25 protein-coding genes are annotated in these 24,985 nt (G+C 61.6%); 9 read left to right on the top strand and 16 right to left on the bottom strand.

What is annotated here, in order from left to right; all coding sequences use genetic code 11:
• Window positions 1-99 precede the first annotated feature (99 nt).
• Both ACB032_RS17170 and ACB032_RS17175 read left to right on the top strand, forming a co-directional pair.
• On the top strand, window positions 100-450 hold the full coding sequence (locus ACB032_RS17170; RefSeq protein ID WP_371138402.1) for a hypothetical protein: 351 nt from the start codon (window positions 100-102) through the stop codon (window positions 448-450).
• 69 nt (window positions 451-519) lie between these two features.
• Entirely contained in the window at window positions 520-873 is a 354-nt protein-coding gene (locus tag ACB032_RS17175; RefSeq protein ID WP_371138403.1) for a hypothetical protein, read from the top strand.
• Window positions 874-915: 42 nt separating this feature from the next.
• Here ACB032_RS17175 and ACB032_RS17180 read toward each other — a convergent pair whose 3' ends face one another.
• The 5 genes from ACB032_RS17180 to rplU all read right to left on the bottom strand — a co-directional run bounded on the left by ACB032_RS17180 (window position 916) and on the right by rplU (window position 6,525).
• A complete protein-coding gene (locus ACB032_RS17180; protein ID WP_371138404.1) occupies window positions 916-2,610 on the bottom strand; it encodes an AMP-binding protein in 1,695 nt (564 codons plus the stop codon).
• 170 nt (window positions 2,611-2,780) lie between these two features.
• Entirely contained in the window at window positions 2,781-4,151 is a 1,371-nt protein-coding gene (locus ACB032_RS17185; RefSeq protein ID WP_016349611.1) for a YjiH family protein, read from the bottom strand.
• A 394-nt stretch (window positions 4,152-4,545) separates the two neighbouring features.
• A complete protein-coding gene (gene cgtA / locus ACB032_RS17190; protein ID WP_011704870.1) occupies window positions 4,546-5,748 on the bottom strand; it encodes an Obg family GTPase CgtA in 1,203 nt (400 codons plus the stop codon).
• A 190-nt stretch (window positions 5,749-5,938) separates the two neighbouring features.
• Window positions 5,939-6,196 (bottom strand): 50S ribosomal protein L27, encoded by a 258-nt coding sequence (rpmA, locus tag ACB032_RS17195; RefSeq protein WP_005339028.1) that lies wholly within the window; start codon window positions 6,194-6,196, stop codon window positions 5,939-5,941.
• Window positions 6,197-6,213: 17 nt separating this feature from the next.
• Window positions 6,214-6,525: a 50S ribosomal protein L21 gene (gene rplU / locus ACB032_RS17200; protein ID WP_005304210.1), complete on the bottom strand. Its 312-nt coding sequence runs from the start codon at window positions 6,523-6,525 to the stop codon at window positions 6,214-6,216.
• Between the two features lie 242 nt (window positions 6,526-6,767).
• Between rplU and ispB the strand changes: the two genes are divergently transcribed.
• Window positions 6,768-7,739, top strand: coding sequence for an octaprenyl diphosphate synthase (gene ispB, locus ACB032_RS17205; RefSeq protein ID WP_024944331.1), 972 nt, complete (start codon window positions 6,768-6,770; stop codon window positions 7,737-7,739).
• Between the two features lie 86 nt (window positions 7,740-7,825).
• On the opposite strand, the gene ACB032_RS17210 is transcribed toward ispB, so the two are convergent.
• The 10 genes from ACB032_RS17210 to ACB032_RS17255 form a co-directional block, all read right to left on the bottom strand.
• A complete protein-coding gene (locus ACB032_RS17210; RefSeq protein ID WP_371138405.1) occupies window positions 7,826-8,014 on the bottom strand; it encodes a DUF2065 domain-containing protein in 189 nt (62 codons plus the stop codon).
• 111 nt (window positions 8,015-8,125) lie between these two features.
• Window positions 8,126-9,010 (bottom strand): protease modulator HflC, encoded by an 885-nt coding sequence (gene hflC, locus ACB032_RS17215; RefSeq protein ID WP_011704867.1) that lies wholly within the window; start codon window positions 9,008-9,010, stop codon window positions 8,126-8,128.
• Window positions 9,011-9,013: 3 nt separating this feature from the next.
• On the bottom strand, window positions 9,014-10,165 hold the full coding sequence (gene hflK / locus ACB032_RS17220; protein WP_016349609.1) for an FtsH protease activity modulator HflK: 1,152 nt from the start codon (window positions 10,163-10,165) through the stop codon (window positions 9,014-9,016).
• A 91-nt stretch (window positions 10,166-10,256) separates the two neighbouring features.
• On the bottom strand, window positions 10,257-11,543 hold the full coding sequence (gene hflX, locus ACB032_RS17225; protein WP_039213909.1) for a ribosome rescue GTPase HflX: 1,287 nt from the start codon (window positions 11,541-11,543) through the stop codon (window positions 10,257-10,259).
• Window positions 11,544-11,606: 63 nt separating this feature from the next.
• A complete protein-coding gene (gene hfq / locus ACB032_RS17230; RefSeq protein ID WP_011704864.1) occupies window positions 11,607-11,870 on the bottom strand; it encodes an RNA chaperone Hfq in 264 nt (87 codons plus the stop codon).
• A gap of 70 nt (window positions 11,871-11,940) precedes the next feature.
• Window positions 11,941-12,858: a tRNA (adenosine(37)-N6)-dimethylallyltransferase MiaA gene (gene miaA, locus ACB032_RS17235; RefSeq protein ID WP_323878018.1), complete on the bottom strand. Its 918-nt coding sequence runs from the start codon at window positions 12,856-12,858 to the stop codon at window positions 11,941-11,943.
• 93 nt (window positions 12,859-12,951) lie between these two features.
• On the bottom strand, window positions 12,952-14,820 hold the full coding sequence (gene mutL / locus ACB032_RS17240) for a DNA mismatch repair endonuclease MutL (RefSeq protein WP_371138406.1): 1,869 nt from the start codon (window positions 14,818-14,820) through the stop codon (window positions 12,952-12,954).
• Window positions 14,821-15,050: 230 nt separating this feature from the next.
• Complete coding sequence (locus tag ACB032_RS17245; RefSeq protein WP_371138407.1) at window positions 15,051-16,616, bottom strand: N-acetylmuramoyl-L-alanine amidase; 1,566 nt, start codon at window positions 16,614-16,616, stop codon at window positions 15,051-15,053.
• Window positions 16,607-17,080 (bottom strand): tRNA (adenosine(37)-N6)-threonylcarbamoyltransferase complex ATPase subunit type 1 TsaE, encoded by a 474-nt coding sequence (gene tsaE / locus ACB032_RS17250; RefSeq protein ID WP_011704860.1) that lies wholly within the window; start codon window positions 17,078-17,080, stop codon window positions 16,607-16,609. The genes ACB032_RS17245 and tsaE overlap by 10 nt, the downstream gene beginning before the upstream one ends.
• Before the next feature lie 8 nt (window positions 17,081-17,088).
• On the bottom strand, window positions 17,089-18,600 hold the full coding sequence (locus ACB032_RS17255) for an NAD(P)H-hydrate dehydratase (protein ID WP_371138408.1): 1,512 nt from the start codon (window positions 18,598-18,600) through the stop codon (window positions 17,089-17,091).
• Window positions 18,601-18,774: 174 nt separating this feature from the next.
• Here ACB032_RS17255 and queG point away from each other — a divergent pair, with 174 nt between their 5' ends.
• Window positions 18,775-19,902, top strand: coding sequence for a tRNA epoxyqueuosine(34) reductase QueG (gene queG, locus ACB032_RS17260; RefSeq protein ID WP_024944326.1), 1,128 nt, complete (start codon window positions 18,775-18,777; stop codon window positions 19,900-19,902).
• 83 nt (window positions 19,903-19,985) lie between these two features.
• Window positions 19,986-20,744, top strand: coding sequence for a polyphosphate--glucose phosphotransferase (ppgK, locus tag ACB032_RS17265; RefSeq protein WP_011704857.1), 759 nt, complete (start codon window positions 19,986-19,988; stop codon window positions 20,742-20,744).
• 112 nt (window positions 20,745-20,856) lie between these two features.
• On the opposite strand, the gene ACB032_RS17270 is transcribed toward ppgK, so the two are convergent.
• A complete protein-coding gene (locus tag ACB032_RS17270) occupies window positions 20,857-21,312 on the bottom strand; it encodes a hypothetical protein (protein WP_049047628.1) in 456 nt (151 codons plus the stop codon).
• 471 nt (window positions 21,313-21,783) lie between these two features.
• On the opposite strand from ACB032_RS17270, the gene metN reads away from it, so the two are divergent.
• The 4 genes from metN to rfaH all read left to right on the top strand — a co-directional run bounded on the left by metN (window position 21,784) and on the right by rfaH (window position 24,884).
• Window positions 21,784-22,827, top strand: coding sequence for a methionine ABC transporter ATP-binding protein MetN (metN, locus tag ACB032_RS17275; protein WP_371138409.1), 1,044 nt, complete (start codon window positions 21,784-21,786; stop codon window positions 22,825-22,827).
• Entirely contained in the window at window positions 22,808-23,461 is a 654-nt protein-coding gene (locus ACB032_RS17280; RefSeq protein ID WP_011704854.1) for a methionine ABC transporter permease, read from the top strand. The genes metN and ACB032_RS17280 overlap by 20 nt, the downstream gene beginning before the upstream one ends.
• A 25-nt stretch (window positions 23,462-23,486) precedes the next feature.
• Entirely contained in the window at window positions 23,487-24,287 is an 801-nt protein-coding gene (gene metQ, locus ACB032_RS17285; protein ID WP_371138410.1) for a methionine ABC transporter substrate-binding lipoprotein MetQ, read from the top strand.
• A 96-nt stretch (window positions 24,288-24,383) separates the two neighbouring features.
• Window positions 24,384-24,884 carry a transcription/translation regulatory transformer protein RfaH gene (gene rfaH, locus ACB032_RS17290; RefSeq protein WP_016349600.1) on the top strand — a complete coding sequence of 167 codons (501 nt, stop codon included), beginning with the start codon at window positions 24,384-24,386 and terminating at the stop codon, window positions 24,882-24,884.
• Window positions 24,885-24,985: the final 101 nt, after the last annotated feature.

Below are 24,985 nucleotides of genomic sequence, written 5' to 3' on the forward strand. Positions count from 1 at the left end.
CCTGAGCGTCCCCGGCTGGTTATAACGGTGCCCCTATAGCGAAGGGGGAGCAATAGACTCCCCCTCACTCTTTGTCACACCACACTGTTCAGGTTATCTATGTCAAAACATCTCATTGTGCTGGGCGCGTTGACGCTGTCCGGCTGCTCCCTGCTGTCTCCCCCCGCCCCCACCGTCACCCCGGTGCTCCTGGCCGATGCCAGCCAGCGCGGCTTCTACATCGAGTGCAGCAGCATGACCGCCTGCTTCCAGCAGGCCAACCAGACCTGCCCGCAGGGCTACCAGGAGACCGATCGTCGCCAGCAGACGCTCTACAGCACCCAGTATCTGGGAGGCAGCTACGACGAAGACAAGAAGGTCTACAAGGCGGCCAAGCCCTATCGCGTCGCCAACACGGTCCACTCCCTGACCATCCAGTGTCCGATCGATATGGGCATCACACCGCGCTGATCCGCGCCTCGCGGCCGGCGCGGGAGTCCCAGCCGGCCCTTCTCTTGTCTCACCGAGAACGAGCCTCTTATGTCACCCAGAATATGCCTGCTGGGCAGCATCTTGCTGTCCGGCTGCACCCTGCTGCCGGCGCCCACCACCGTCAGCGAACTCCCCTCCGCCAATCCCGCCCAGCAACGCTTCCAGATCGAGTGCGGCGCGCCAGAGGAGTGCCAGCAACAGGCGATCTTGAGCTGCCCCCACGGCTATCAGCAAGTCGATCGAAGCAAGCGCACCATCACCACTCACCAGATGAGCATGGGGGTCGCCGATCCGGTGACGGGGTTTAGCCCAAGCTTCCCCCAGACCAGCACCTTCACCACCCACATGCTGCTGGTGCAGTGCTCCCGCACACCGGCACAACCACATCCGCTTGGACGCTGACGAAAAAGGGCCCGCAGGCCCTTTTTCCGTTGTCACCGTTACTCAGCCCGTCGCCTCAGCGTGCTGGCGGGCCAACTCGTCACTCATCAGCTCCCGCATCCTGAATTTTTGCAGCTTGCCAGTCACCGTCATGGGGTACTCCTCCACGAACCGGATATATCTGGGCACCTTGAAATAGGCGATGCGGGCCGCCAGGAACTGTTTCAGCTCCTCCTCGCTGGCCTCCTGGCGGGGTCTGAGCTTGATCCAGGCGCACACCTCTTCACCATAGCGCTCGCTGTCGACCCCGAACACCGCCGCATCCTGCACCGCCGGATGATCGTAAAGACGCTCTTCGATCTCGCGCGGATAGATGTTCTCGCCACCGCGGATGATCAGCTCCTTGCTGCGCCCGACAATCCGCACATAGCCCTCTTCATCCATGATGCCGATGTCCCCCGAGTGCAGCCACCCCTCCTGGTCGATGGTCTCCGCCGTCTTGACCGGATCCTGCCAGTACCCCTGCATCACCCCGTTGCTGCGACAGCAGATCTCGCCCCGCTCACCGATGGCGACTATCTCTCCGCTGGGGTCGACCAGCTTGATCTCGGTGTGGCCGATGGCGCGGCCCACCGTGGTGACCCGCTTGTCCAGCGGCGCATCGATGGCGGTCATGTGATTGATGGGGCTGCACTCGGTCTGGCCGTAGGCGATGGTCACCTCGGTCATGTGCATCAGGGTCTGCACCTTGCGCATCAAGGGCTCGGGGCAGATGGCGCCGGCCATGATGCCGGTGCGCAGGGAGGAGAGATCGAACTGGTCAAACTCCGCCAGCTCCAGCTCGGCGATGAACATGGTCGGCACCCCGTGCAGGGCGGTACAGCGCTCCTCGCTCACCATCCGCAAGGTGGCCGCCGGATCGAAGGCTTCGGCCGGAAACAGGGCGCAGGCCCCCACGCTGATGCTGGCCAGGTTGCCGAGCACCATGCCGAAACAGTGGTAGAGCGGCACCGGGATGCAGAGCCGGTCCTGCTCGCTGAACGCCATGCCTTGCGCCACCTGGCGACCGTTGTTGAGGATGTTGCTGTGGCTGAGGGTAGCCCCCTTGGGGTTGCCAGTAGTGCCCGAGGTGAACTGGATGTTGATGGCGTCATCGGGTTTGAGGGTGGCCGCCACCCGGGCCAGCCAGGCCGGGTCCTGCCGGTCGCCCAGTGCCAGTACCTCGGGGAAGTTGAGCATACCGGCGCTTTGTTCCTCCCCGAGCCGGATCACCATCTCCAGACTCGGCAGCCGGGATGATGCAAGGTGGCCAGGTGGGCAGTGCGCCAGCTCGGGGGCCAGCTCCCCCAGCATGGCGAGATAGTCGCAGCCCTTGAACGCACTGGCACAGATGAGGGCCCGACAGCCCACGTTGTTGATGGCAAAGGCCAGCTCGTAACTGCGGTAGGCGGGATTGATGCAGACCATGATGGCCCCGATGCGGGCCGTGGCAAATTGCACCAGGCACCACTCGATGTTGTTCGGCGACCAGATGCCGACCCGATCCCCCGGCCGGATCCCGAGCGCCAGCAGACCCAGCGCCAACCTGTCTATCTGGGTCAGGTATTCACGGTAGTTCCAGCGGATCTGCTGGTGGCGCACCACCACTGCGGGCCGGTCGGGGAAACGCTCCGCCACCTGTTGCAGGTAGGCGCCTATGGTCTGGTGAAGCAACGGCTGATCGCAGGGACCGGCCCGGTAGCTGAGCAGTGAGGTCATGGGGTGACTCCTGGCCACATAGGTTGGAAGTGCCTACTGCTCGGCTGGCGTGTTTTTGCAGTCTGTTACATTAATGTAAAAACAAGGCCTATAAAAGACTCACTTTGGTCTAATGCCGGCCATAAAAAACGGCCAACCGAAGTTGACCGTGTGACAAGGCGCGAACCGGATCAGAACAGCAGATGGGCCACCCCGGCGATGACCGGCAGGGTGATCAGAGTACGCAGCAGGAAGATCACGAACAGCTCCCACAACTTGACCGGGATCTTGCTGCCCAGCAGCAGGGCGCCCACTTCCGACATGTAGATAAGCTGGGTGACCGACATGGCGGCGATCACGAAGCGGGTGATGTCGCTCTCGATGGTGGACGCCAGCACCGCCGGGATGAACATGTCGGCGAAGCCCACCATGATGGTTTTGGAGGCCGCTTCTGCCTCCGGCAGTTGCAGCAGCTCCAGCAAGGGCACGAAGGGGGCCCCCAGCCAGTTGAAGATGGAGGTGTGCTCGGCCAGCATCAGGGCGCAGGTGCCGATGGCCATCACCACCGGCAGCACGCCGAAGATCATGTCCAGCGCGTTCTTCACCCCTTCCCGTGCCACTGCCCCCATGTCGGTCATGCCCTCGGCCTTGGTCAGGGCCCGCTCATAACCGTAGCTCAGCACGCTGTGCTGGTGCGGCACCGACTCCTGCTTGCGACACAGGGGAGTACCGTCGCTGTAGACATCCTTCTTCCAGCAGAGCGGCGGCAGGCGCGGCACCACGATGGCGGCCACCACCCCGGCCAGACAGACGGTCAGGTAGAAGGGCACGAACATGTGCTCCAGTCGAACCTGGGAGATCACCACCAGGCAGAAGGTAATGGAGACGGCAGAGAAGGTGGTGCCGATGACGGCCGCTTCCCGCTGGGTGTAGAACTTGCCTTCGTACTGTTTGCTGGTCAGCAGGATGCCGACACTGCCATCCCCCAGCCAGGAGGCGAAACAGTCCACCGCGGAGCGACCGGGCAGACGGAACACCGGGCGCATGATGCGGGTCATCATGGTGCCGACAAACTCCAGCAGACCGAAATCGAGCAGCAAGGGCAGCAGCAGGCCGGCGAAGATGAAGACGGAGAACAGCACCGGCAGCAGATCATGCAGCACCAGGCCGCCGGTCGCATCGGAGCGCAGGGCCGCCGGGCCCGCCTCGAAGAAGGTCAGCAACACGAAGATGCCGCCCAGTACCCGAACGCAGGCCCAGAAGGGAGAGACGTTGAACAGGCTGTTGAGGAAGGGGCGCCTGACCAGGATCGCCGGCTTGAACAGCCAGGCTACCAGCGTCATCAGCATGGTGGTGGTGATGATGGCGCTGACCATGGCCACCAGATAATCGGCAAACACCGTTTGTACCAGCTTCGCCAGCACAGCCACGGGGATGGTGACGTTTCCGTCATAGATGACGGGGGTCATGAACAGCAGGATCCCGATGAGTGACGGGACCAGGAACATCAGCACGTTGCGGCGGGTATTGAGAGCAGGTGCTTGCAGAGTCTTTTCCAGCATGGTCTACAGCCTTAATGTTACTTTTCCTTAGCCAGGCAAACCTGCATATCCATGCTCTCGCCCGGCAAAACGGGCGCAAGAATACCCCAATAAAATGCACAAACAAGCTTTTAATGGATCATTTCAAGCATAAATATTTATACAGGCAAACCTTCCATAAGAATGCACGCAAGCAGATACGCATATCAATTCATTGCAATTGGTTAGCATATTGTTTCAGCAAGGTTACATTCAGGTGCGCAGTATAATCAGTTGCGGTTGGCAGGCAATAAGTGACATAAGAAATATATCTATATGGTGATCCGGTCGATCCCCATAAAAAAAACCGGAGCCTGGGAAGGCTCCGGTTTCTCAGCACCGGGTGGCGGTATCACGACCGCTCACGGGATACGGGTCAGTCACGCACGTAGATGACTTCCACGCCATCATCGTCTTCGTCGTCCCACTCGTCGTCGTCCAGCGATTCATCAAACGCCTTGGAGGCGGCCAGCGCATCGGCTTCAGCCTTGGCCAGCTGGTTCTTGTGGTAGTCGTCCCACTTGAACTCCACCTTCTCGATGGCGTCTTTGGCATCTTCCGCCAGCTGACGGGGCATGGTATCCAGCAGGTCCAGGATGTCGTAGCAGACCTTCTTGGTCCCTTCCTTGCTGATGGCGGTGATGGCGTAGACAGGGCCTTCATGATTGAGGGCGGTCTTGACGCGATCCATCACTTCCTGCGCCTCTTCTTCCAGGATCAGGTCCATCTTGTTGAACACCAGCCAGCGCGGCTTGCTCGCCAGTTCCGGGCTGTATTTTTCCAACTCCCGGACGATGGTCACCGCATTCTCGGCCGGATCGGAACCATCGACCGGGCAGATGTCCACCAGATGGATCAGCACGCGGCAGCGCTCGAGGTGCTTGAGGAAGCGGATACCGAGGCCAGCGCCTTCGGCAGCCCCTTCGATCAGACCGGGAATGTCGGCGATGACGAAGGAGCGGGAGTTCTCACCACGCACCACGCCCAGGTTAGGTACCAGGGTGGTGAAGGGGTAGTCGGCCACTTTCGGACGGGCTGCGGAGACGGCGCGGATGAAGGTGGACTTGCCGGCGTTGGGCAGACCCAGCATGCCGACGTCGGCCAGCAGCAACAGCTCCAGCTTCAGGGTGCGCACTTCACCCGGGGTACCGTTGCTCTTCTGGCGCGGTGCCCGGTTGACGGAGCTCTTGAAACGGGTGTTGCCCAGACCGTGGAAGCCGCCCTTGGCGACCAGCAGCTTCTGCTCGTGGTGGGTCAGGTCACCCAGCAGTTCGCCGGTGTCTTCATCGCTGGCGCGGGTGCCGACCGGTACACGCAGGATCCTGTCCTTGCCGCGACGGCCGGTACAGTTGGCGCTCTGGCCATTCTCGCCACGTTCGGCTGCGTGAAAACGCTCGAAACGGTAGTCGATCAGGGTGTTCAGGTTTTCATCGGCAACCAGATATACATCGCCACCGTCACCGCCGTCACCGCCGTCCGGGCCGCCGTTCGGAATGTACTTCTCACGGCGAAAGCTCACACAACCGTTACCACCGTCACCGGCATCGACTCGAATCTGGACTTCATCAACAAACTTCATAGGTAACCGTCACCTTAATTCGAAAAACCGATACGCAATTATAGTGGTACAGACCCCTGCGGGCGATACGCATCTTGCCAAGCATGCCCTTTCAGAGCCAGGGTCAGCTGCGTGCCGTTTTTTCGTAAACTGCTGCAGAAAAACAAAAGCCCCGCCTGTTGGCGGGGCTTCGGATCCTTGCGGTCCGTAATTACTCAGCAACGATGCTAACGTACTTACGGTTCAGCGGACCTTTAACTTCGAACAGGATTTTACCAGTCGCAGTAGCGAACAGGGTGTGATCCTTGCCCAGACCAACGTTGGTACCGGCGTGGAACTTAGTACCACGCTGACGAACGATGATGCTGCCAGCCAGAACTGTTTCGCCGCCGAAACGCTTCACGCCCAGGCGTTTAGCTTCTGAATCGCGGCCGTTGCGGGATGAACCGCCAGCTTTTTTGTGTGCCATCTATCGTACTCCTCTAATTAAGCGCTGATGCCAGTGATTTTGACTTCAGTGAACCACTGACGGTGGCCCGCTTGCTTACGGTGGTGCTTACGACGACGGAACTTGACGATAGTCACTTTCTCGCCACGGCCGTGAGCCACAACTTCAGCTACAACCTTGCCACCTTCAACGAAAGGAGCACCTACTTTAAAAGTGTCGCCTGCAGCAACCATCAGCACTTCGTTGAAGTCGATGGTAGCGCCAGTCTCAACGTTCAGCTTTTCCAGACGAACGATTTGACCTTCGGCCACACGGTGTTGTTTTCCGCCGCTTTGGAATACCGCGTACATTTGATTAACTCCGTAAAGGCGTGTCTTTTGCTCAAGGCCAGACACGCGCAAAAACCTATAACAATGGGCCGGCATTCTACGCAAATCGATTTGCTCAGGCAAGGCCAATTTAGCAAAAAGTTTATTTTGTGCGCATATCTGCCGCCGTGAACAAACGCTTAACTGTAACCCATTGTGAAATCGTGTAGAATCCCCGCCATTGCTAAAATCGCAGTCATCACTGCCGTCACGTTACGAGACTTATGGACCAACAGACTATCCGTGCGCTCTGTGCCGCCGACATGACGGCGGTCAATGAATTGATCCTGGCGAGACTCCAGTCCGATGTCAGCCTGATCAACCAGCTGGGTTTCTATATTGTCAGTGCAGGCGGGAAACGGATGCGCCCCATGCTGACCGTCATGGCCGCCCGCGCACTGGGATACGAAGGTGAAGATCACCTGAAACTGGCTGCCATCATCGAATTCATTCATACTTCCACCCTGCTGCACGACGACGTGGTCGACGAATCCGACCTGCGCCGCGGCCGGGAAACCGCCAACGCCCTGTTTGGCAATGCCGCCAGCGTGCTGGTGGGCGACTACCTCTACAGCCGCTCCTTCCAGATGATGAGCGAGCTCTCCAACCTGCGGGTGATGGAGATCCTCTCCGATGCCACCAATACCATCGCCGAAGGGGAAGTGTTGCAGCTGATGAACTGCAACGATCCGGATACCACCGAAGAGAGCTACATGACGGTCATCTACTGCAAGACCGCCAAGCTGTTCGAGGCGGCCACCCGCCTCGCCGCCGTGCTGACCCATCAGCCCGCGCCCGTCGAGCAGGCAATGACTGACTATGGCAAGTATCTGGGCACCGCCTTCCAGATCATCGACGATGTGATGGACTACTGCTCCCAGAGCGACGAGATGGGCAAGAACGTCGGCGATGACCTGGCCGAAGGCAAACCCACCCTGCCGCTGCTGCGGGCCATGGAAGTGGGTAGCCCGGAAGAGCGCCAGCTGGTGCGCGATGCCATCGAGCACCGTAACGGCATGGAGCACCTCGACCGGATCCTGGCCATCCTCGACCGTACCGGCGCCCTGGAATACTCCCGCATGCGGGCTCGGGAAGAGGCCGACAAGGCCATCGCGGCCCTCGCCATCCTGCCGGATTCCCAGCACAAACAGGCGTTGGCAACACTGGCCCACATGGCGGTGCAGCGCAGCGCCTGATGCCAGTCGGTGCACAATAAAAAAGAGGCCCTTTGGCCTCTTTTTTATTGTCCGGCAAACACAGTCTGGCTCACTCAGCACCATCTCTAGCGTGCCAGCGCCCACAGAATCACGGTCCCAGCCACCACCAAACAGCCGCCGATGCGGTGCAGCTGCTCGGTGGGCTGCTCGCTCAGCAGCCGCAGCATCTGTTGCCAGGCGCGCGGCATCAGCAGCGGTCCCAGCCCCTCGAACAGCAACAGCAAGCACAGCCCCATCAAGATGGATGTCAGCATCAACTCTCCTCTCAACCACAATGTCCACAAGCTGCCAGAGCACCGGCAAACCCCTGACCGCCAAACAAAAGGGCCTGAATCATCAGGCCCTTGGGTATCATTGCGACTCGCTTACTGCTTGCTGCCATGCGGCGACTTGAGGTAGCGGAAGAACTCGCTGTCCGGCTTGAGGACCATCAGGTCATTGCCACCGGCGAAGCTCTTGCGATAGGCCTCCATGCTGCGCACGAAGCTGAAAAACTCGGGGTCTTTCTTGTAGCTGTCGGCATAGATCTTGGCGGCCTCGGCATCCCCTTCACCACGCAGCTGACGGGCGTTACTCTCGGCGTCGGCGATCATCACGGTCACCTTGCGGTCGATGTCGGCGCGCAGGATCTCGGCCTGCTCGCGGCCCTGGGAGCGATGCTCACGGGCTACCGCAGTCCGCTCGGCACGCATCCGCTGATATATGGAACTGGAAACTTCCACCGGCAGGTTGATCTGCTTGATGCGCACATCCACCACCTTGATGCCAAGCTCGGAGGAGCGCGCCATCTTCATCAAGGCATCTTCCATCACGGTACTGCGCTCACCGGAGACGATGTCCTTGATGGTGCGGTTACCGATCTCGGAACGCAGACCGTTATTGATCTTGCGCTTGAGCAGGTCTTCGGCCTGGATCTTGTTGCCACCACCGGTCGCCAGGTAGTACTTGGAGAAGTCCTCGATCTTCCACTTCACGTAGGAGTCGATGATGAGGTCTTTCTTCTCGGACGTAACGAAGCGATCCGCCTGGCCTTCCAGGGTCTGGATGCGGGCATCCATCTTGCGTACCTGGTCGATGAGCGGCACCTTGAAGTGCAGGCCCGGCTCGTACAGGCGCGGCTCACCGGAGTCGACCCGCTTCACCTTGCCGAACTGCACGACGATGCCCTTCTGGCCTTCATCGACGATGAAAACCGACGAGAAGCAGACCATGGCGGCCACAGCGATGACACCAATAGCTATCTTTTTCATCTATTAGTTTCTCCCTGAGCTGAAACGGTCGCCGCTACGCAGCGGAGTCGGAGTGGAGTTGGCCCCTTCGTTGGACGGCGGGGTCTGTTCCACCACCGGCGCACCTGCCGGACGCGCCGGTTGCACTGCGGTCGCCTTGCCGGAAAGCTTGTCGAGCGGCAGATAGATCATGCTGTTGTTGCCAGCCGGCATGTCGACCACCACCTTGTTGGCCTGCTGATACAACTCTTCCATGGTCTCCAGGTAGATACGATCACGGGTCAGCTCGGGCGCAGCCTGATACTGGGGCAGCAACTCGTTGAAGCGAGCGACTTCACCCTTGGCCTTCAGCACGATCTGGGACTTGTAGGCTTCGGCCTCCTGCTCCAGACGCTTGACCTGGCCACGGGCCTTCGGCTCCACTTCACGGGCATAGGCTTCGGCTTCACGAATGAAGCGCTGTTCATCTTCCTGGGCGGAGATGGCGTCATCGAAGGCATCTTTCACCTCTTCCGGCGGACGTGCCGGCAGGAAGTTGACGTCGACGATCTGCAGACCCATGTGATACGGCTCGATGATGCTGTCGATCACCTGCCAGGTCTCCTGGCGCACCTTCTCACGACCGGTGGTCAGCACGTCGTCCATCCGGGTGTGGCCCACCACGTAACGCAGGGCGCTGTCGGTGGCCTGGCTCAGACTCTCGTCGGCATTGGTCACGCTGAACAGATACTGCTCCGGGTCGACCACGCGATACTGCACGTCCATCTCGACCCGCACCACGTTCTCGTCCTGGGTCAGCATGAAGCCGGAGGCGGGCAGGGAACGCACGGACTCCACGTCCACCGGGATCACCCGGTCGATGAAGGTCGGCTTCCAGCGCAGGCCAGGATCCACGTTGTGGGAGTATTCGCCAAAGCGCAGCACCACGCCCCGCTCGGCTTCACGAATGGTATAGAAGCCGCTGACGACCCACACCACTACCGCCACCACCAGAGCGATGGAGAGGCCAAACTTGCCTACATCGCCACCACCAGACTTGCCGCCACCGAGCAGACCACCAAACCGGCGGCTCACCTTGCGCAGCATCTCGTCCAAATCAGGGGGTCCCTGATTCTTGCCGTTGTTCCCCCAGGGGTCACGGTCTTTGCCGTTGTTACCAGGCTCATTCCAAGCCATCAGCGTCTCCATTAATACATGCGGATGGATATCATCTCTATCGGGCCATCAACCGTTGATGAAGCCAGCAAACATTCATCTCATCGACGAATCAATGCCTGATAAAGCGTTGTAAACTCTCACCTTCTTGTTTCATGAGGCGGTTCCAGTCAGCCAGTTGCAGGCGGACTTCCAACACAAAATCCCCCTCCTCGCTGAAACCTTCCTGCTCGATGCCCTTGAGGCGATAGAGCGCACTGCGCAATCTGGCGGCCGAAGGCGGCAACTGCAGGGTATGGTGCACCATGGATCCGGCCAGCAATTCAGTCAGGGCCGTAAACAGGTCTGCACACCCTTCCCCGGTCTGGGCTGACAGCCAGACCCGCACCGGGCGCCCCTCTTCGTCACGCTCCAGCCCGACCGGATGTTCACCCAGCTTGTCGATCTTGTTGCAGATCATCAGCTGGGGTCGGTCATCGGCTTCGATCTCGGCCAGCACCTGCTGCACCGACTCGATATTTTCCTGCATCTGATCATCGGCACAGTCCACCACGTGCAGCAGCAGGTCCGCTTCGCGGGTCTCCTGCAGCGTCGCCTTGAAGGCCGCGACCAGATCATGGGGCAAGTGTCGAATAAATCCAACTGTATCCGCCAGAATCACATCACCCACATCCTGGATCACCAATTTGCGCAGGGTCGGATCCAGGGTTGCGAACAATTGGTCGGCAGCATACACGCTGGCAGCTGTAAGTTGGTTGAACAAAGTGGACTTTCCGGCGTTGGTGTAACCCACCAGGGAAACGGTCGGCACCTCGTTGCGGTTGCGGGCACGACGCCCCTGCTCCCGCTGCTTGGCCACCTTGTCGAGCCGACGCAAAATCGCCTTGATGCGCTCACGCAACAGGCGACGGTCGGTTTCCAGCTGAGTTTCACCCGGGCCGCGCAGGCCTATCCCGCCCTTCTGACGTTCAAGGTGGGTCCAGCCTCGCACCAGGCGAGTAGAAAGATGGCGTAACTGGGCCAGTTCGACCTGCAACTTGCCTTCGTGGGTACGGGCGCGCTGGGCAAAGATATCGAGGATCAGGCCGGTCCTGTCCACTACCCGGCACTGGAACAGACGCTCCAGGTTGCGCTCCTGGGCAGGGGTCAGGGCATGGTTGAAGATGACGACGTCGGCATCCAGCATCTGGACCTGGGACGCTATCTCTTCAGCCTTGCCGCTGCCGACAAAAAATTTGGCGCTGGGCGCACTGCGGCTGGTGGTGATCACCCCCAGCGCATTGACCCCGGCCGAGCTCACCAGCATCTTGAGCTCTTCCAGATCCTCCCGCTCACCCTCATCACTGAAGTTGACATGTACCAGAACGGCCTGTTCGCCGGCTTCATAACGGTCAAACAAGCGCTTGCTCCTTGACAGGAATCATGATGAATCTGGGTTGACGAGTCGCCTCGTCCCGGGATATCACGCCTCGGCTTCACCCTGCTCTTCGCCAGCCGCGCCCGGCGCATGCTGGTGGTGGTTGACGGCACGGGCCGGCACCACGGTAGAGATGGCGTGCTTGTAGACCATCTGGCTCACGGTGTTCTTCAGCAAAATGACAAACTGGTCAAACGATTCGATCTGACCCTGCAGTTTGATGCCGTTCACCAAATAGATAGAAACAGGAATCCGCTCACGGCGCAGCGCATTCAAAAACGGGTCTTGGAGAGATTGCCCCTTAGCCATCTTCTTTTCCTTATAGTTTGTTGTTTTTAAACACCGGATATCAATATAACAACCTGATTATACAGGAGTGTCAAGCCACTCCGGCACGGGCGACGACCCTTGCCAGATTGCCAGACTCACCAGATTCCAACCAGGTCACATCAGACCAACCGCGCAACCAGGTCATTTGACGCTTGGCCAACTGGCGGGTGGCAACAATTCCGCGATAGCGCATCTCATCATACTCCACTTCCCCCGCCAGGTAGTCCCACATTTGGCGGTATCCCACGCAGCGGATGGAGGGAAGATCCGGGGTGAGATCGCCCCGTTGGTAGAGCGCCCTGACTTCCTGTTCAAAGCCGCCCTGCAGCATCTTGTCAAAGCGCAGCTCGATGCGCTGGTGCAGCACGGCGCGATCGCTCGGTGCGATGGCAAACTGCAACACGCGATAGGGCAACCCCTCCCCCTGCACCTGGGTCAGCTCGGTGAGCGTCTTGCCGCTGATGCGGTAGACTTCGAGCGCCCGGCTGAGCCGCTGCGGGTCATTGGGATGGATGCGGGCACCGGCCACCGGGTCGATGCGCACCAGTTCATCGTGCAGTGCCTGCCAGCCAAGGCGAGCGGCCTCCTCCTCGATGCCGGCCCGAATGACGGGGTCGGCGGAGGGCAGCGGAGAGAGCCCCTCCAGCAGCGCCTTGAAATAGAGCATGGTGCCGCCCACCAGCAGCGGAATCCGGTCGCGGTCGGCAATCTCTTTCATCTCCCGCAGCGCATCCTTGCAAAAATCGGCCGCCGAATAGCTCACGGCGGGATCCAGGATGTCGATCAGCCGGTGCGGCGCCAGCGCCAGCTCGGCGGCACTCGGTTTGGCGGTGCCGATATCCATGCCGCGATAGATGAGCGCGGAATCCACGCTGATGATGTCGCAGGGCAACGCCTGGCACAGTTCGATGGCGAGATCCGTCTTGCCGGAGGCCGTCGGCCCCATCAGAAAAATTGCAGTCGGCAAGTCAGCCACGTAAAAAACTCCCCTTGCATGGTCGCCGCCTGTGCGGCGCACCTGCAAAAAACTGGTTTATGGGTTCAAGAGGGGCATTCCCCCTCAATGGCCATCGGCGAACTCGGTCAGCACACTCGCCAGCGCCAGCGGGCGCACCATGCGAACGTCTGCCAGTTGGTCACTGAAATCGGCAACAAGTTCCGTCAGCAGGCGGTTGGCCGTGGCAAAATCGTATACTTTTTCGCGACTTATCCCCTGCTCCACCAGCCATTGGCATAGTACTTCAGCCTGCTGGCCGGCATCACTGTCAGATCCGCTCTCGATCAGTTGCAACAATTCGGGTAATAAGCGCACCAGATCTGTCTGGCGCAGCAACGCCGGCACCCGAGTCAGGATCATGGTGTCGCGCCCGCCGCTTTTCAACTCCAGCCCCATCCGTTTGAGCAAACGATCCTGCTGCTCGACCAGCGCGACCAGATTTTTCGGCAGCTTGAAGGAGACCGGCAACAGCAGCGGCTGGGCAGCCAGCCCCTGACCCCAGGTTTCCAGCAGCCAGTGGCGCAGCAGCAGGCGCTCGGCCCGCACCAGCGACAGCAGGGCCAGCCGGTTGTCTCGCTCCAGCAGCAGATAAGCCTGTTCCACCAGGGTCAAAGCCCGCCACGTCCCCGCTTTGGCGGGCACGGCAGCGGCAACAGGCGCGGTTTCAGCCACTGCCAGCGGCGTGCCCTGCACCGCCGGCAGGGTGGTGAGCAGCGATCCCATGCCGCGCATCGCCTCCCGGCTGAGGGGCTCGGGCGGCTGGTAGTTGCCCGCTCTCCCTGCACCACTCCCTTCCCGCACTTCCCGGGCCGGCGCCCGGTAGTTGTGCTCGGCGCCATACCACTCGGCTCTGGGGGCCTGACCCGGATACTCGATGGGGGCACTGACCGGCAGCTCGACCAGGGTCTCGGCCAGGGGCTCATCGCTGGCTGCTCCTTGCTGGCGCAGGGCAGTAAACAGCGCCTGGAAGATGAAGTCGTGAATGAGGCGGGCCTGATGAAAGCGCACCTCATGCTTGGCCGGATGGACGTTGACATCCACCTGACGGGGATCCAGCTCGATGTAGAGCACGTAGGCCGCGAACCGGTCGGCCGGCAGCAGCTCGTCATAAGCCTGGCGGATGGCGTGGTTGATGAGCTTGTCGCGCATCATGCGGCCATTGACATAGGTGTATTGCAGATCGTTCTGCGGCCTGGCGCCCTCCGGGGTCGCCAGCCAGCCCCACAGCCGCACGTCGCTGTGCTCGCTCTCCACCGCCAGCGCGTGATGCATAAAGGGAGAGCCGCACACAGCGGCGAGCCGGCGCTCCTGCTCCGCCACCGTATTGGCGGCCTTGTACTGGCGCACCACCTTGCCGTTGTGGCGCAGGATCAGGGTAACGTCGAAGCGGGAGAGCGCGATGCGGCGCACCAGCTCGTCGATGTGGGCGAACTCGGTCTTTTCGCTGCGCATGAACTTGCGCCGCGCCGGGGTGTTGAAGAATAGGTCTACCACCTCTACCGTGGTACCCACCGGGTGGGCCGCCGGCTTGACGGTGACGCTCATCTCCCGCCCTTCGGCCTGCGCCTGCCAGGCCTCGCTCTGCTCCGCCGTGCGGGAGGTGAAGGTGAGCCGGGAGACCGAACTGATGGAGGCGAGCGCCTCGCCGCGAAAGCCCAGGCTGTTGATCCCTTCCAGATCGTCGAGGGTCGCGACCTTGGAGGTGGCGTGGCGCGACAGTGCCAGCACCAGCTCATCCTTGGCGACACCACCGCCATTGTCACGAATGCGAATGAGCTTGGCTCCGCCCTTGTCGATGTCGATTTCGACCCGGTCGGCACCCGCATCCAGGCTGTTTTCCACCAGCTCCTTGACCACGGAGGAGGGCCGCTCCACCACCTCACCGGCAGCAATCTGGTTGGCCAGAATCGGCGGCAATATACGAATTGGCATCGCTTACTCCTGCTGGTTGAACGGGGTGGCTGTGGCAATCGCCCCGGATGAGAGCCACGCTGCCGTACCACAGCCCACGCTCGTCTGGCTGGCCAGAACAGGGGACAAGGTACGGATCGGCATCACTGACTCCTGATGGTTGAAGGCGCGGGTAATCGGCGGGATTCAATAACGGCTCACCGGACCCGTCCCTGCCAGTGGCAGGGACGGGTCCTGCGGCTCATCCAGCGCTATTTTTGCGGAATATAGAGCACCTGCCCTATCTGGATGTCCCGCGACTTGAGCTTGTTGATCTCCACCAGCCGCGCCTGGCTGACCCCGTATTTCTCGGCAAGCCGGGAAAGGCTCTGCCCGCGGGTGACCACATGACGGAGCATGTTGGCCTTGTCGTTGGTCTGCACGCTGGCGACCGGGGCACTCGGCTCCTTGGCCGCCACCACGTAGGGCTTGATCACCCCGGCGCCGGACGAGGATCCGCCAACGCTGCTGACCGGTGCCCCGCCATCGCTGCTGCGATTCGGCTCGGTGGCCGGCATCCGGTTGGTCACTACCTGCTGCACCGGTTGCGCCGCCGGCTTGCTGACGGCGACCGGCTTGCTGGTGGGGACGGGTCGGCTGACCGCCGCCTGCTTGTTGTTGCCCTGCCCCTTGCCGGTGAGCATGGCTCCCTTGGTCGGATGGGCCCGGTAATAGTTGCGGATCCCCTCGAAGATGGCGCGGGCCAGCTGATCCTGATAGCTGGCGGTGGCCAGCAACTGCTCTTCGGCATGGTTGGAGATAAAGCCCGTCTCCACCAGCACGGAGGGGATATCCGGCGCCTTCAGCACCGCCAGACTGGCGTGCTCCGGTGCCTTCTTGTGCAACCTGGCCACCCGGCCCAGCGAGCGCAGGATCTGGCGGCTGACGTCATAACCCTCGGCGCGGGACTTGTCCATGGAGAGGTCGAGGAAGGTCTGCGCCAGATAGGGGTTCGGGTCCGATTCGGCCAACACCTTGCCGACGCCCCCCAGCAGCTCGCCCTGCTTCTCCTGTTTCTCCAGCCAGCTGCCCATCTCGCGGTTGGCGCGATTGGTCGACAGTACCCAGACAGAGGCGCCGCGCGGGGTCGAATTGTGGAAGCTGTCGGCGTGCACCGACACCAGCAGGTCGGCCTTGGCCTTGCGGGCAATCTCGGAGCGCTTGTTCAGATCGACGAAATAGTCGCCGCGCCGGGTCAGCACGGCACGCATGCCGGGCTCGCGGTCGATGAGGGCGGCCAGCTTCTGGGAGACCGCCAGGGTCACCCGCTTCTCGTAGGTGCGACGCGGGCCGATGGAGCCCGGGTCTTCGCCGCCGTGGCCCGGGTCAATGGCAATCACCACTCCCTTGCCCTTGCCACCCACCGGCGTGGCTTGCACCGCGGCGGAGGCCTTCTCTTCGTACGGCAGGTCGATCACCAGACGGTGGCCGTAGGGCCCCGCCGGTGCCAGCGGGAACACCACCGGCTTGATGGTGGAGCTGAGATCCAGCACCAGCCGCAGACCGCCCTTCTCCAGCGGTGAGCTCTCGCGGATCTTGCGCACCAGCTCGCTCTTGTTCTCGATGCGGGCCAGATTGGTGACGTTGCTCGCCCCTTTCAGGTCGATCACCAGCCGGTCGGGGCCGGTCAGGGTAAAGTAGTTGTAATTGGGGGCGCTGCTCATGTCGAGCACCACCCGGGTGTTGTCCGGCGACGGCCACACCCGCACGCTCTTGAGCTGATTCGCCCAGGAGGGTAAGGCCAGCAGGGAGAGGGCAATAACAAGGATCAAGCGCACGTAGATGACAACCGTTCCAGAATGGCTTCGCCAATAGCGGTGCGAGCCTCTATCAGGACCTCGCGCTGCTCGTTTGCATAACTCAGGGTAATGTCGAGATCGGGGGCGGGCAGCCAGCCTTCCCCTTTCTCCGGCCACTCCACCAGACAGAGGGTGTTGGCGCCGAAGTAGTCACGGATCCCCATGAACTCCAGCTCCTCCGGGTCGGCCAATCGATAGAGATCGAAGTGGTAGAGCTGCCAGTCGGCCAGCTCATAGGGCTCGACCAGGGTATAGGTCGGGCTCTTGACCTTGCCCTCATGCCCCAGCCCCTGTACCCAGCCCCGGGTCAGGGTGGTTTTGCCGGCCCCGAGAGAGCCGTGCAAGAACACCGTGGTTGCCTGCTGGCAGGCGTGGGCCAGTCGGCCACCCAGTGCCACTGTTGCTGCCTCGTCCGGCAGTGTCATCATCAACTGTTTTGCCATGTTCTTCTTTAGCTTGTTATGGTGTCGGGATTTACCAGTCGACGGATAAAAGGCAGCAGGTCTGATGCCAGCATGCCCCGCTCTCCGTCTGCAGCGGCCAGATCGGCCGCTTCCCCGTGGATCACGGCGCCCAGTCGGGTTGCCTCGGCGGCAGACCAGCCCTGGGCCAAAAGGGCGGCGATTATACCAGATAACAGGTCGCCCATGCCGCCACTGGCCATGCCGGGATTGCCCTCGTCGCAGAGCGCCATCCCCTTGCCATCGTGGATCAGCGTCCCCGCCCCCTTGAGCAGCACCACACCGCCGAAACGCTGCTGCAGACGCTGCACCGCGGCAAAACGATCCGCGGCAATCTCGGCAATGGTGCAGCCCAGCAGGCGGGCAGCCTCGCCCGGATGGGGCGTGAGCACCCAATTATCCTGATGACGGGGACATTGCGCCAGCCAATTCAATCCATCGGCATCCAATACCAGCAGCACCTGCTCGTTAACAAATGACTCAAAATGGCGCCGACCCCACTCATCCTGACCCAGGCCGGGTCCCACCACCCGCACCGAGGCCCAGCGCTCCTCGTCCCCGCCCTGACTGCCCATCAATTCGGCCTGGTAGAGGCTGGCGGGCAGCTGGTCAGGATGCTGGCACACCCGCACCAGACCGGCACCGGCCCGCAGGCAGGCACGAGCGGCCAGCACGATGGCCCCCTGCATCCCCGCATTGCCCCCCACCAGCAGCACCTTGCCGTGGGAGCCCTTGTGGGACGAGCGCTGGCGCGGTGTCAGCCGGGCGTGCAGGGAGGGATAATCGATGCGCTCGGCCGCCGCCTGCCACCCGGGCGGGACGCTGACGCCGAGGGGGTCGCAGTCGAGCCGACCGACGCAATCCACCCCGTCGGCGGTGAGCAGGCCCTGCTTGATACCGATGAAAGTGAGGGTGCGGCTGGCGCGCACCACGGCCCCCATGGCGCAGCCGGTGTCGGCATTGAGGCCGGAGGGGAGATCCACCGATAGCACGGGCACCTGCAAGCCATTGATTGTTGCGACGATCTTTGTCATAAGCGGTGACAGCCGGGTATGGACACCGGTGCCGAGCAGTGCGTCGATTACCAAGTCCGGGGCCGGCAGCCGGTCGAGTTCGCCCGCCTCGGCCGACACCACTGTGCCCCCCGTCGCCAGCCACTCGTCGGCGGCCCGCCTGGCGTCTCCCGTCAGCTCGGCGGGATCCCTCAGCGCAATCACCTGGGGCTCCAGCCCCAACTGCCTCGCAAGGCGGGCCAATACATAGCCGTCGCCACCGTTGTTGCCGGGGCCGGTGAAGATCCACCAGCATCGGCTGTGCGGCCAGTGGTGGGTGGCGTAGGTGCGCAGTGCCGCCCCGGCCCGCTCCATCAGGGTATAGAGTACCAGCCCTTCGCGCTCGGCCCACTCCCGCTCCAGGGCACGGATCTGTTCAGCCCGCCACAGTGATTGTGGTAAACTGCGCACCTCTTTCCCGCTGATAGCATCCCCGATGATCTGTACCATGACGGCTCCTGACTCTCATCCATTCATCCGGGCCAGCTGGCACCGGGCACATGATGCAGTATGACGGCAACCGCCATGCCCGTCGGTCAACCTTGGCAACAAGACCCCAGAGATGCGATACAGCATGACAGTACACCTCCATCCCGGTCAGCACCCGGGCAGGCAGACGGCCCCATGACTACCACCGAACTCCATCAACTGGCCCAAGATATCAAGCTCTGGGCGAGCGAGCTAGGATTCGACCAGGCCGGTATCACCGACACGGATCTCACCCTCGAGGAGCCCAGACTGCAGGCCTGGCTCGATGCAGGCCATCACGGCAGCATGGACTACATGGCGCGCCACGGCATGATGCGGGCCCGCCCCCACGAGCTGCTGCCGGGCACCTTGCGGGTGCTGTCGGTGCGGATGAACTATCTGCCGTTCGAGGCGGGCTTTGCCGCCACCCTGCGCGACCCCACCCTCGGCTACATCAGCCGCTATGCCCTCGGTCGCGACTACCACAAGCTGCTGCGCAACCGGCTCAAGCAGCTGGGAGAGCGCATCGAGCAGCGCTGCGAGGCGCTGGGCTGGCGCCCCTTCGTCGACTCGGCCCCCATTCTGGAGCGGCCGCTGGCGGCCAAGGCAGGCCTCGGCTGGGTGGGCAAGCACTCGCTGCTGCTCAACGAGTCGGCGGGCTCCTTCTTCTTTCTGGGGGAGCTGCTGCTCAGCCTGCCGCTGCCGCTGGATGCCCCGGTGGAGAAAGAGCAGTGCGGCAAGTGCGTGGCCTGCATCAATATCTGCCCCACCGGCGCCATCATCGCCCCCTACGTAGTGGACGGCCGTCGCTGCATCTCCTATCTCACCATCGAGAACGACGGCCCCATCCCTGAAGAGTTCCGGCCGCTGATGGGCAACCGCATCTATGGCTGTGACGACTGCCAGCTCATCTGCCCCTGGAACCGCTATGCCAACGCCAGCCCGGAGCCCGACTTCAGCCCGCGCCCCAATCTGCATCGCCCGCCGCTGTTGACCTTGTGGGGCTGGAGCGAGAGCGAGTTCCTCAAGCACACCGAAGGCAGCCCCATCCGCCGCATCGGCTATCAGCGCTGGCGCCGCAACCTGGCGGTGGCCCTTGGCAACGGTCCGGCCAGCCCGCAGGTCATGACGGCCCTGCAGCAGGCGCTGGCAGCAGCCGAGCCCATGGTGGCCGAACATATCGAATGGGCGCTGGCAACGCTGGCCAAACGCCAGCAGGATGACAACAAAAAGACGCGCTTGCTGATCCGCTGCATCGAAAAAGGTCTGCCGGATCACGCATAGACGATCTGCCCCTTGCCGGATCGAAGCCATTTTTTCATGCTCTGCCGACGGTCGATCGTCGGCACTATAAAAGGAACAAGCTGATGCAGATGTTGGGAGTGGATATCGGTGGCTCGGGGATCAAGGGATGCCTGGTCGACACCGCAACGGGCGAGCTGATTGGTGAACGTCACCGACTGGTGACGCCGCAGCCAGCCACCCCGGCCGCCGTGGCTCATACCCTCAAGGCGCTGGTGGAACACTTCGACTGGAAGGGCCCGGTGGGCTGCGGTTTTCCCGCCACCATCCACAACGGCATCGCCAAGAGCGCGGCCAACATCGACAAGAGCTGGATTGAGACCGACGTCGCTCACCTGTTCGCCGACGTCACTGGCCAACCCTGCCACGTGCTGAACGACGCCGATGCGGCTGGCCTGGCTGAGATGCGCTTCGGGACCGGCAAGGATCGCAGCAAGGGGGTCATCATCCTCGTCACGGTCGGCACCGGCATCGGCACCGCCGTGTTCGTCAACGGTCAGCTGCTGCCCAACACCGAGCTGGGTCATCTGATGCTGGAAGGCATGGTGGCAGAGCACTACTGCTCGGACGCGGTGCGCAAGCGCGAGGATCTCTCCTGGGGCCGCTGGGGCAAGCGCTTCAACAAGTACCTGGCTCGCCTCGAGTTTCTGTTCTCCCCCGACCTCTTCATCCTGGGCGGCGGCAGCGCCGCCAAGCTCGACAAGTTCATCGACAAGATTGAGACCCGGGCCCCGCTGGTGGCGGCCGCCAACCTCAATCAGGCCGGCATCATAGGCGCCGCCCTGCACGCTGCCGAGCTCACCGCCGCCCGCCAGTCGGCATGACACCGTCGTGAACAAACAGCAGAGGCCCGGCATTGCCGGGCCTCTGCTGTTTTCAGCGCCCATTTTTCACCCTACTTATCGCCCGGGGACATGTCGCCCGGCCGGCTATTTCCTATAAGTCGTCGAGCCGATGGGCGCCGTGCACCAAGCGGGTCAGGCGGGTCTGCTCCTGCTCGGCCAGGCCGCCGAGCAGCCGCACCGTCTCTTCGGTCGGACACTCCCGGGCCAGATGGCTGAGCTCACCGATGAGCTTCTCCTCCTGACGGCACACCAGCTGCACTATGTCCTGGGTCTGGGCCGTGGCGGGCAGGCTCAGGCGCCGGATCCCGGGCAGCAGATCCTCGCTGAAGCCTCGCTCCAGCCAGGTCTCCTTCACCCCTTCGCCAAGTTCATTCAGGTAGTCATCCAGCTGGCTCTTTGCCGCCGCCTCCCGCTGCTGCAGATAGGCCAGCAGCAGCCGGCTGCGCTCGCCATCCACCTGTGCCATGAGGCGCCCGTAACCGAGCCCAAGCTGGTGATGCACCTGCTCCAGATAGAGCAGCAAGTCTTTGATTTGTTGAAATCGCATCAGGTTGCCCTCCTGTATATCGTGCCCTTTAAGTATAAAAAACAGGCAATTGCAATCCAAGCCAAAGCACGGCCCTTGTTGTGCTGCATCAAGCCAGTGGCCAAGAAAGCAGCGATCGACACAAAGTGGAATGATTTGTGCCAACCCGGAGGCAATAAAAGGATGAGCAGGTGAATCCGGTTGGCGGCTAATAAAGGAGGTTGTAAGCGGATATTTACCATGTGATATTCGGCAATTATGCCATAGCACCAAATACAATATTGATGTGAGCGAGATCACCGTCGGCGTTAGTCGGCAGGCGGGAATCCTTAGCACTTTTTTAGACGTCTAGATGTATAAACACGCGTTGACACGGCCATCCAGACATCTTAGCATCATCCTCCATGATGGCAGAGCAACCCAGTGAAACCTCTGCCCAATTCACCCGCCTGTAGCGCCCTGTGCTTTAAGGCTGTTAGCACGGAAGAATCCATGATTAAGTTGATCGGTCTCAACAAAGTCTACGGTAAAGGCAGTGATGCCGTGCACGCCCTGCGTGACGTGAGCCTGCATGTGCCGCAAGGCAAAATTTTCGGGGTGATCGGCGCCTCCGGTGCCGGCAAGAGTACCCTCATCCGCTGCGTCAACCTGCTGGAGCGCCCGACGGAAGGTCAGGTGATTGTCGACGGCCAGGATCTGGTCGCCCTGAGCGAACGGGATCTGACCCAGGCTCGCCGCCAGATCGGGATGATTTTCCAGCACTTCAACCTGCTCGCCTCCCGCACCGTCTCCGCCAACATCGCCTTCCCGCTGGAGCTGGCGGGCTGGAGCAGAGAGAAGATCCAGCAACGGGTCGAAGAGCTGCTGGCACTGGTCGGGCTGGAAGCCCGTGCCCACGCCTATCCGTCCGAGCTCTCCGGTGGCCAGAAACAGCGGGTCGCCATCGCCCGGGCGCTGGCGCCGGCCCCCAAGGTACTGCTGTGCGACGAGGCCACCTCGGCCCTCGACCCGCAGACCACCCGCTCGATCCTGACCCTGCTCAAGGAGATCAACGTCAAGCTGGGGCTCACCATCCTGCTCATCACCCACGAGATGGACGTGGTGAAGGGGATCTGTGACGAAGTGGCCATCATCAGCGACGGCCGGCTGATCGAACAGGGCGAAGTGGCCTGGTTCTTCAGCAATGCCAAGACCCAGCTGGCGCGGGATTTCATCCACTCCACCATCCACCTGGAAGTGCCCCAGGAGTATCAGGATCGGATGAGTGCGGAGCGGGTCCCCGGCAGCTATCCGCTGGTGAAGCTCGGCTTTACCGGCAGCACGGTCGACACGCCGCTCATCTCCGAGGCGAGCCGCCGTTTCAACATCGACATCAGCATCCTGAGCGCCGACATCGAATACGCCGGGGGCGTCAAATTCGGCTTCCTGCTGGCAGAACTGTTCGGGGATGAAGCCCAGTGCGAGGCGACCCAGCAGTTCCTCATCGACAACCATATTCAGCTGGAGGTAATGGGTTATGTCCGAAGCCATGATTAATCTGCTGTTCACGGCCCTGGGCGACACCCTCATCATGGTGTTTGCCTCCGCCCTGTTCGGCTGCCTGCTCGGTCTGCCGCTCGGTGTGGCGCTGCACGTGACCAAGGCCGGCCAGATCCTGGCCAACCCGCTGCTCAACCGTACCTTGGGCATGGTGGTCAACGTGGGTCGTTCGGTACCCTTCATCATCCTGCTGGTCGCCATCATCCCGCTGACCCGGCTGATCGTCGGCACCAGCATCGGCACCATCGCCGCCATCGTGCCGCTGACCGTCGGCTGCATTCCCTTCATCGCCCGCCTGGTGGAAGGGGCCCTGATGGAGGTGCCGGACGGCTTGCTGGAAGCGGCCAAGGCCATGGGCGCCAAGCCCCTGCAAATCATCACCAAGGTGCTGCTGCCCGAGGCCCTGCCCGGCATCCTCAACAGCGTCACCATCACCCTCGTCACGCTGGTGAACTACTCCGCCATGGCCGGTGCCATCGGGGGCGGTGGTCTGGGCGATGTGGGTATTCGTTACGGCTATCAGCGCTTCGACCCGACCGTCATGCTGGTGACCGTGGTTATTCTGGTCGTACTGGTTCAACTCATCCAGAGCGCGGGTGAGCGCCTGGTCAACAAATGTGATCATCGTTAATCGTCGATTTCTGACAGGAGGTTTTATGAAATTTGGCATCAAATCCGTTGCGGCAGCCCTGCTGGCCACTCTGGTACTGGCCGGTTGCGGTCAAAAAGAAGAGAACAAGACCCTGAAAGTAGGCGCCATCGCCGGCCCCGAAACCGAACTGGTTGAAGTGGCCGCCAAAGTGGCCAAGGAGAAATACGGCCTGACCGTCGAAGTGGTCAACTTCTCCGACTACGTCACCCCGAACGTGGCGCTGAACGATGGCAGCATCGACGTCAACGCCTTCCAGCACAAGCCCTATCTGGATGCCCAGAACCGTGATCGCGGCTTCAAGCTGGTGCCGGTCGGCAACACCTTCGTCTACCCGATCGCCGGTTACTCCAAGAAGATCAAGGCGCTGAGCGAGCTGAAAGATGGCGCCCAGATCGCGGTGCCGAACGATCCGACCAACCTGGGCCGTTCCCTGATCCTGCTGGAGAAGCAAGGCCTGCTGAAGCTGAAGGAAGGCGCCGGTCTGGAAGCGACCGTACTGGACATCGCCAGCAACCCGCGCAACTTCAAGATCGTCGAGCTGGAAGCTGCCCAGTTGCCGCGCTCGCTGGAAGACGTGGACTTGGCCATCATCAACAACACCTTCGCCGGCCAGATCGGGCTGACCCCGACCGAGAACGGTCTGTTTGTTGAGGATAAAGAGTCCCCCTACGTCAACCTGATCGTTGCCCGTGACAACAACAAGGACGACGAGAAGGTCAAACAGTTCGTACAGGCTTTCCAGACCGACGACGTCTACAAGAAAGGGCTGGAACTGTTCAAGGGCGGCCTGGTGAAAGGTTGGTAATCACTCACTCGGCAAAAAAGGCCACGCAATGCGTGGCCTTTTTTTTTGCTGCCGTTATCATATCGGCGAGCACGGCAACACGAACATATTCAGCACATGAAAAAATGGTATCTGGCCTACTGCAAGCCAAAAGAAGAGGCCCGCGCCCGCGCCCATCTCGAAGCCCAGGGGATCGAGTCCTATTACCCCATGGTGGAAATTGAAAAACTGCGGCGGGGCAAGCGTGTCCCGGTGCGGGAGCCCATGTTCCCCAACTATCTGTTCATCTATGTGGATCTGGAAGAGGTCACCCCGGTCACCCTGAAGTCGACCCGCGGCATCAGCCGCATCATCCACTTCGGTCGGGAGTGGACCTCCATCAGCAGCCAGCTGGTCTATCAGCTGATGAGTCGGGACGACAGCGACGAGGCCCGCGCCAGCTACGCCAGCCTGCCGACCCAGGGCGACAAGGTGCTGATAGAATCCGGTCCGCTGGCCGGCTTCGAAGCCATCTATCTGGAGCCGGACGGCGATAAGCGGGCGATCCTGCTGGTGAGCCTGCTCAATCAGGAGACCAGCAGCAGCTTCGACAACCAGTCCTTCCGCCGGCTGGACTGACCCGGCAATCAACACCGAACTCCCGCTGGCTGGCCCGAGCAATCCTCTCTTGCGCCAGCGAGGCTAAAAAACGGGGCAGGCCCAGCGGCCTGCCCCGTTTT

The organism is Aeromonas sp. S5(2024) (assembly GCF_041403025.1).
Classification (GTDB): domain Bacteria; phylum Pseudomonadota; class Gammaproteobacteria; order Enterobacterales; family Aeromonadaceae; genus Aeromonas; species Aeromonas hydrophila.

Coding starts and splice junctions, on each gene's coding strand:
- ACB032_RS17170 (WP_371138402.1), top strand. CDS start 100: ATGTCAAAACATCTCATTGTGCTGGGCGCGTTGACGCTGTCCGGCTGC.
- ACB032_RS17175 (WP_371138403.1), top strand. CDS start 520: ATGTCACCCAGAATATGCCTGCTGGGCAGCATCTTGCTGTCCGGCTGC.
- ACB032_RS17180 (WP_371138404.1), bottom strand. CDS start 2,610: ATGACCTCACTGCTCAGCTACCGGGCCGGTCCCTGCGATCAGCCGTTG.
- ACB032_RS17185 (WP_016349611.1), bottom strand. CDS start 4,151: ATGCTGGAAAAGACTCTGCAAGCACCTGCTCTCAATACCCGCCGCAAC.
- cgtA (WP_011704870.1), bottom strand. CDS start 5,748: ATGAAGTTTGTTGATGAAGTCCAGATTCGAGTCGATGCCGGTGACGGT.
- rpmA (WP_005339028.1), bottom strand. CDS start 6,196: ATGGCACACAAAAAAGCTGGCGGTTCATCCCGCAACGGCCGCGATTCA.
- rplU (WP_005304210.1), bottom strand. CDS start 6,525: ATGTACGCGGTATTCCAAAGCGGCGGAAAACAACACCGTGTGGCCGAA.
- ispB (WP_024944331.1), top strand. CDS start 6,768: ATGGACCAACAGACTATCCGTGCGCTCTGTGCCGCCGACATGACGGCG.
- ACB032_RS17210 (WP_371138405.1), bottom strand. CDS start 8,014: ATGCTGACATCCATCTTGATGGGGCTGTGCTTGCTGTTGCTGTTCGAG.
- hflC (WP_011704867.1), bottom strand. CDS start 9,010: ATGAAAAAGATAGCTATTGGTGTCATCGCTGTGGCCGCCATGGTCTGC.
- hflK (WP_016349609.1), bottom strand. CDS start 10,165: ATGGCTTGGAATGAGCCTGGTAACAACGGCAAAGACCGTGACCCCTGG.
- hfq (WP_011704864.1), bottom strand. CDS start 11,870: ATGGCTAAGGGGCAATCTCTCCAAGACCCGTTTTTGAATGCGCTGCGC.
- mutL (WP_371138406.1), bottom strand. CDS start 14,820: ATGCCAATTCGTATATTGCCGCCGATTCTGGCCAACCAGATTGCTGCC.
- tsaE (WP_011704860.1), bottom strand. CDS start 17,080: ATGGCAAAACAGTTGATGATGACACTGCCGGACGAGGCAGCAACAGTG.
- ACB032_RS17255 (WP_371138408.1), bottom strand. CDS start 18,600: ATGGTACAGATCATCGGGGATGCTATCAGCGGGAAAGAGGTGCGCAGT.
- queG (WP_024944326.1), top strand. CDS start 18,775: ATGACTACCACCGAACTCCATCAACTGGCCCAAGATATCAAGCTCTGG.
- ppgK (WP_011704857.1), top strand. CDS start 19,986: ATGCAGATGTTGGGAGTGGATATCGGTGGCTCGGGGATCAAGGGATGC.
- ACB032_RS17270 (WP_049047628.1), bottom strand. CDS start 21,312: ATGCGATTTCAACAAATCAAAGACTTGCTGCTCTATCTGGAGCAGGTG.
- metN (WP_371138409.1), top strand. CDS start 21,784: ATGATTAAGTTGATCGGTCTCAACAAAGTCTACGGTAAAGGCAGTGAT.
- ACB032_RS17280 (WP_011704854.1), top strand. CDS start 22,808: ATGTCCGAAGCCATGATTAATCTGCTGTTCACGGCCCTGGGCGACACC.
- metQ (WP_371138410.1), top strand. CDS start 23,487: ATGAAATTTGGCATCAAATCCGTTGCGGCAGCCCTGCTGGCCACTCTG.
- rfaH (WP_016349600.1), top strand. CDS start 24,384: ATGAAAAAATGGTATCTGGCCTACTGCAAGCCAAAAGAAGAGGCCCGC.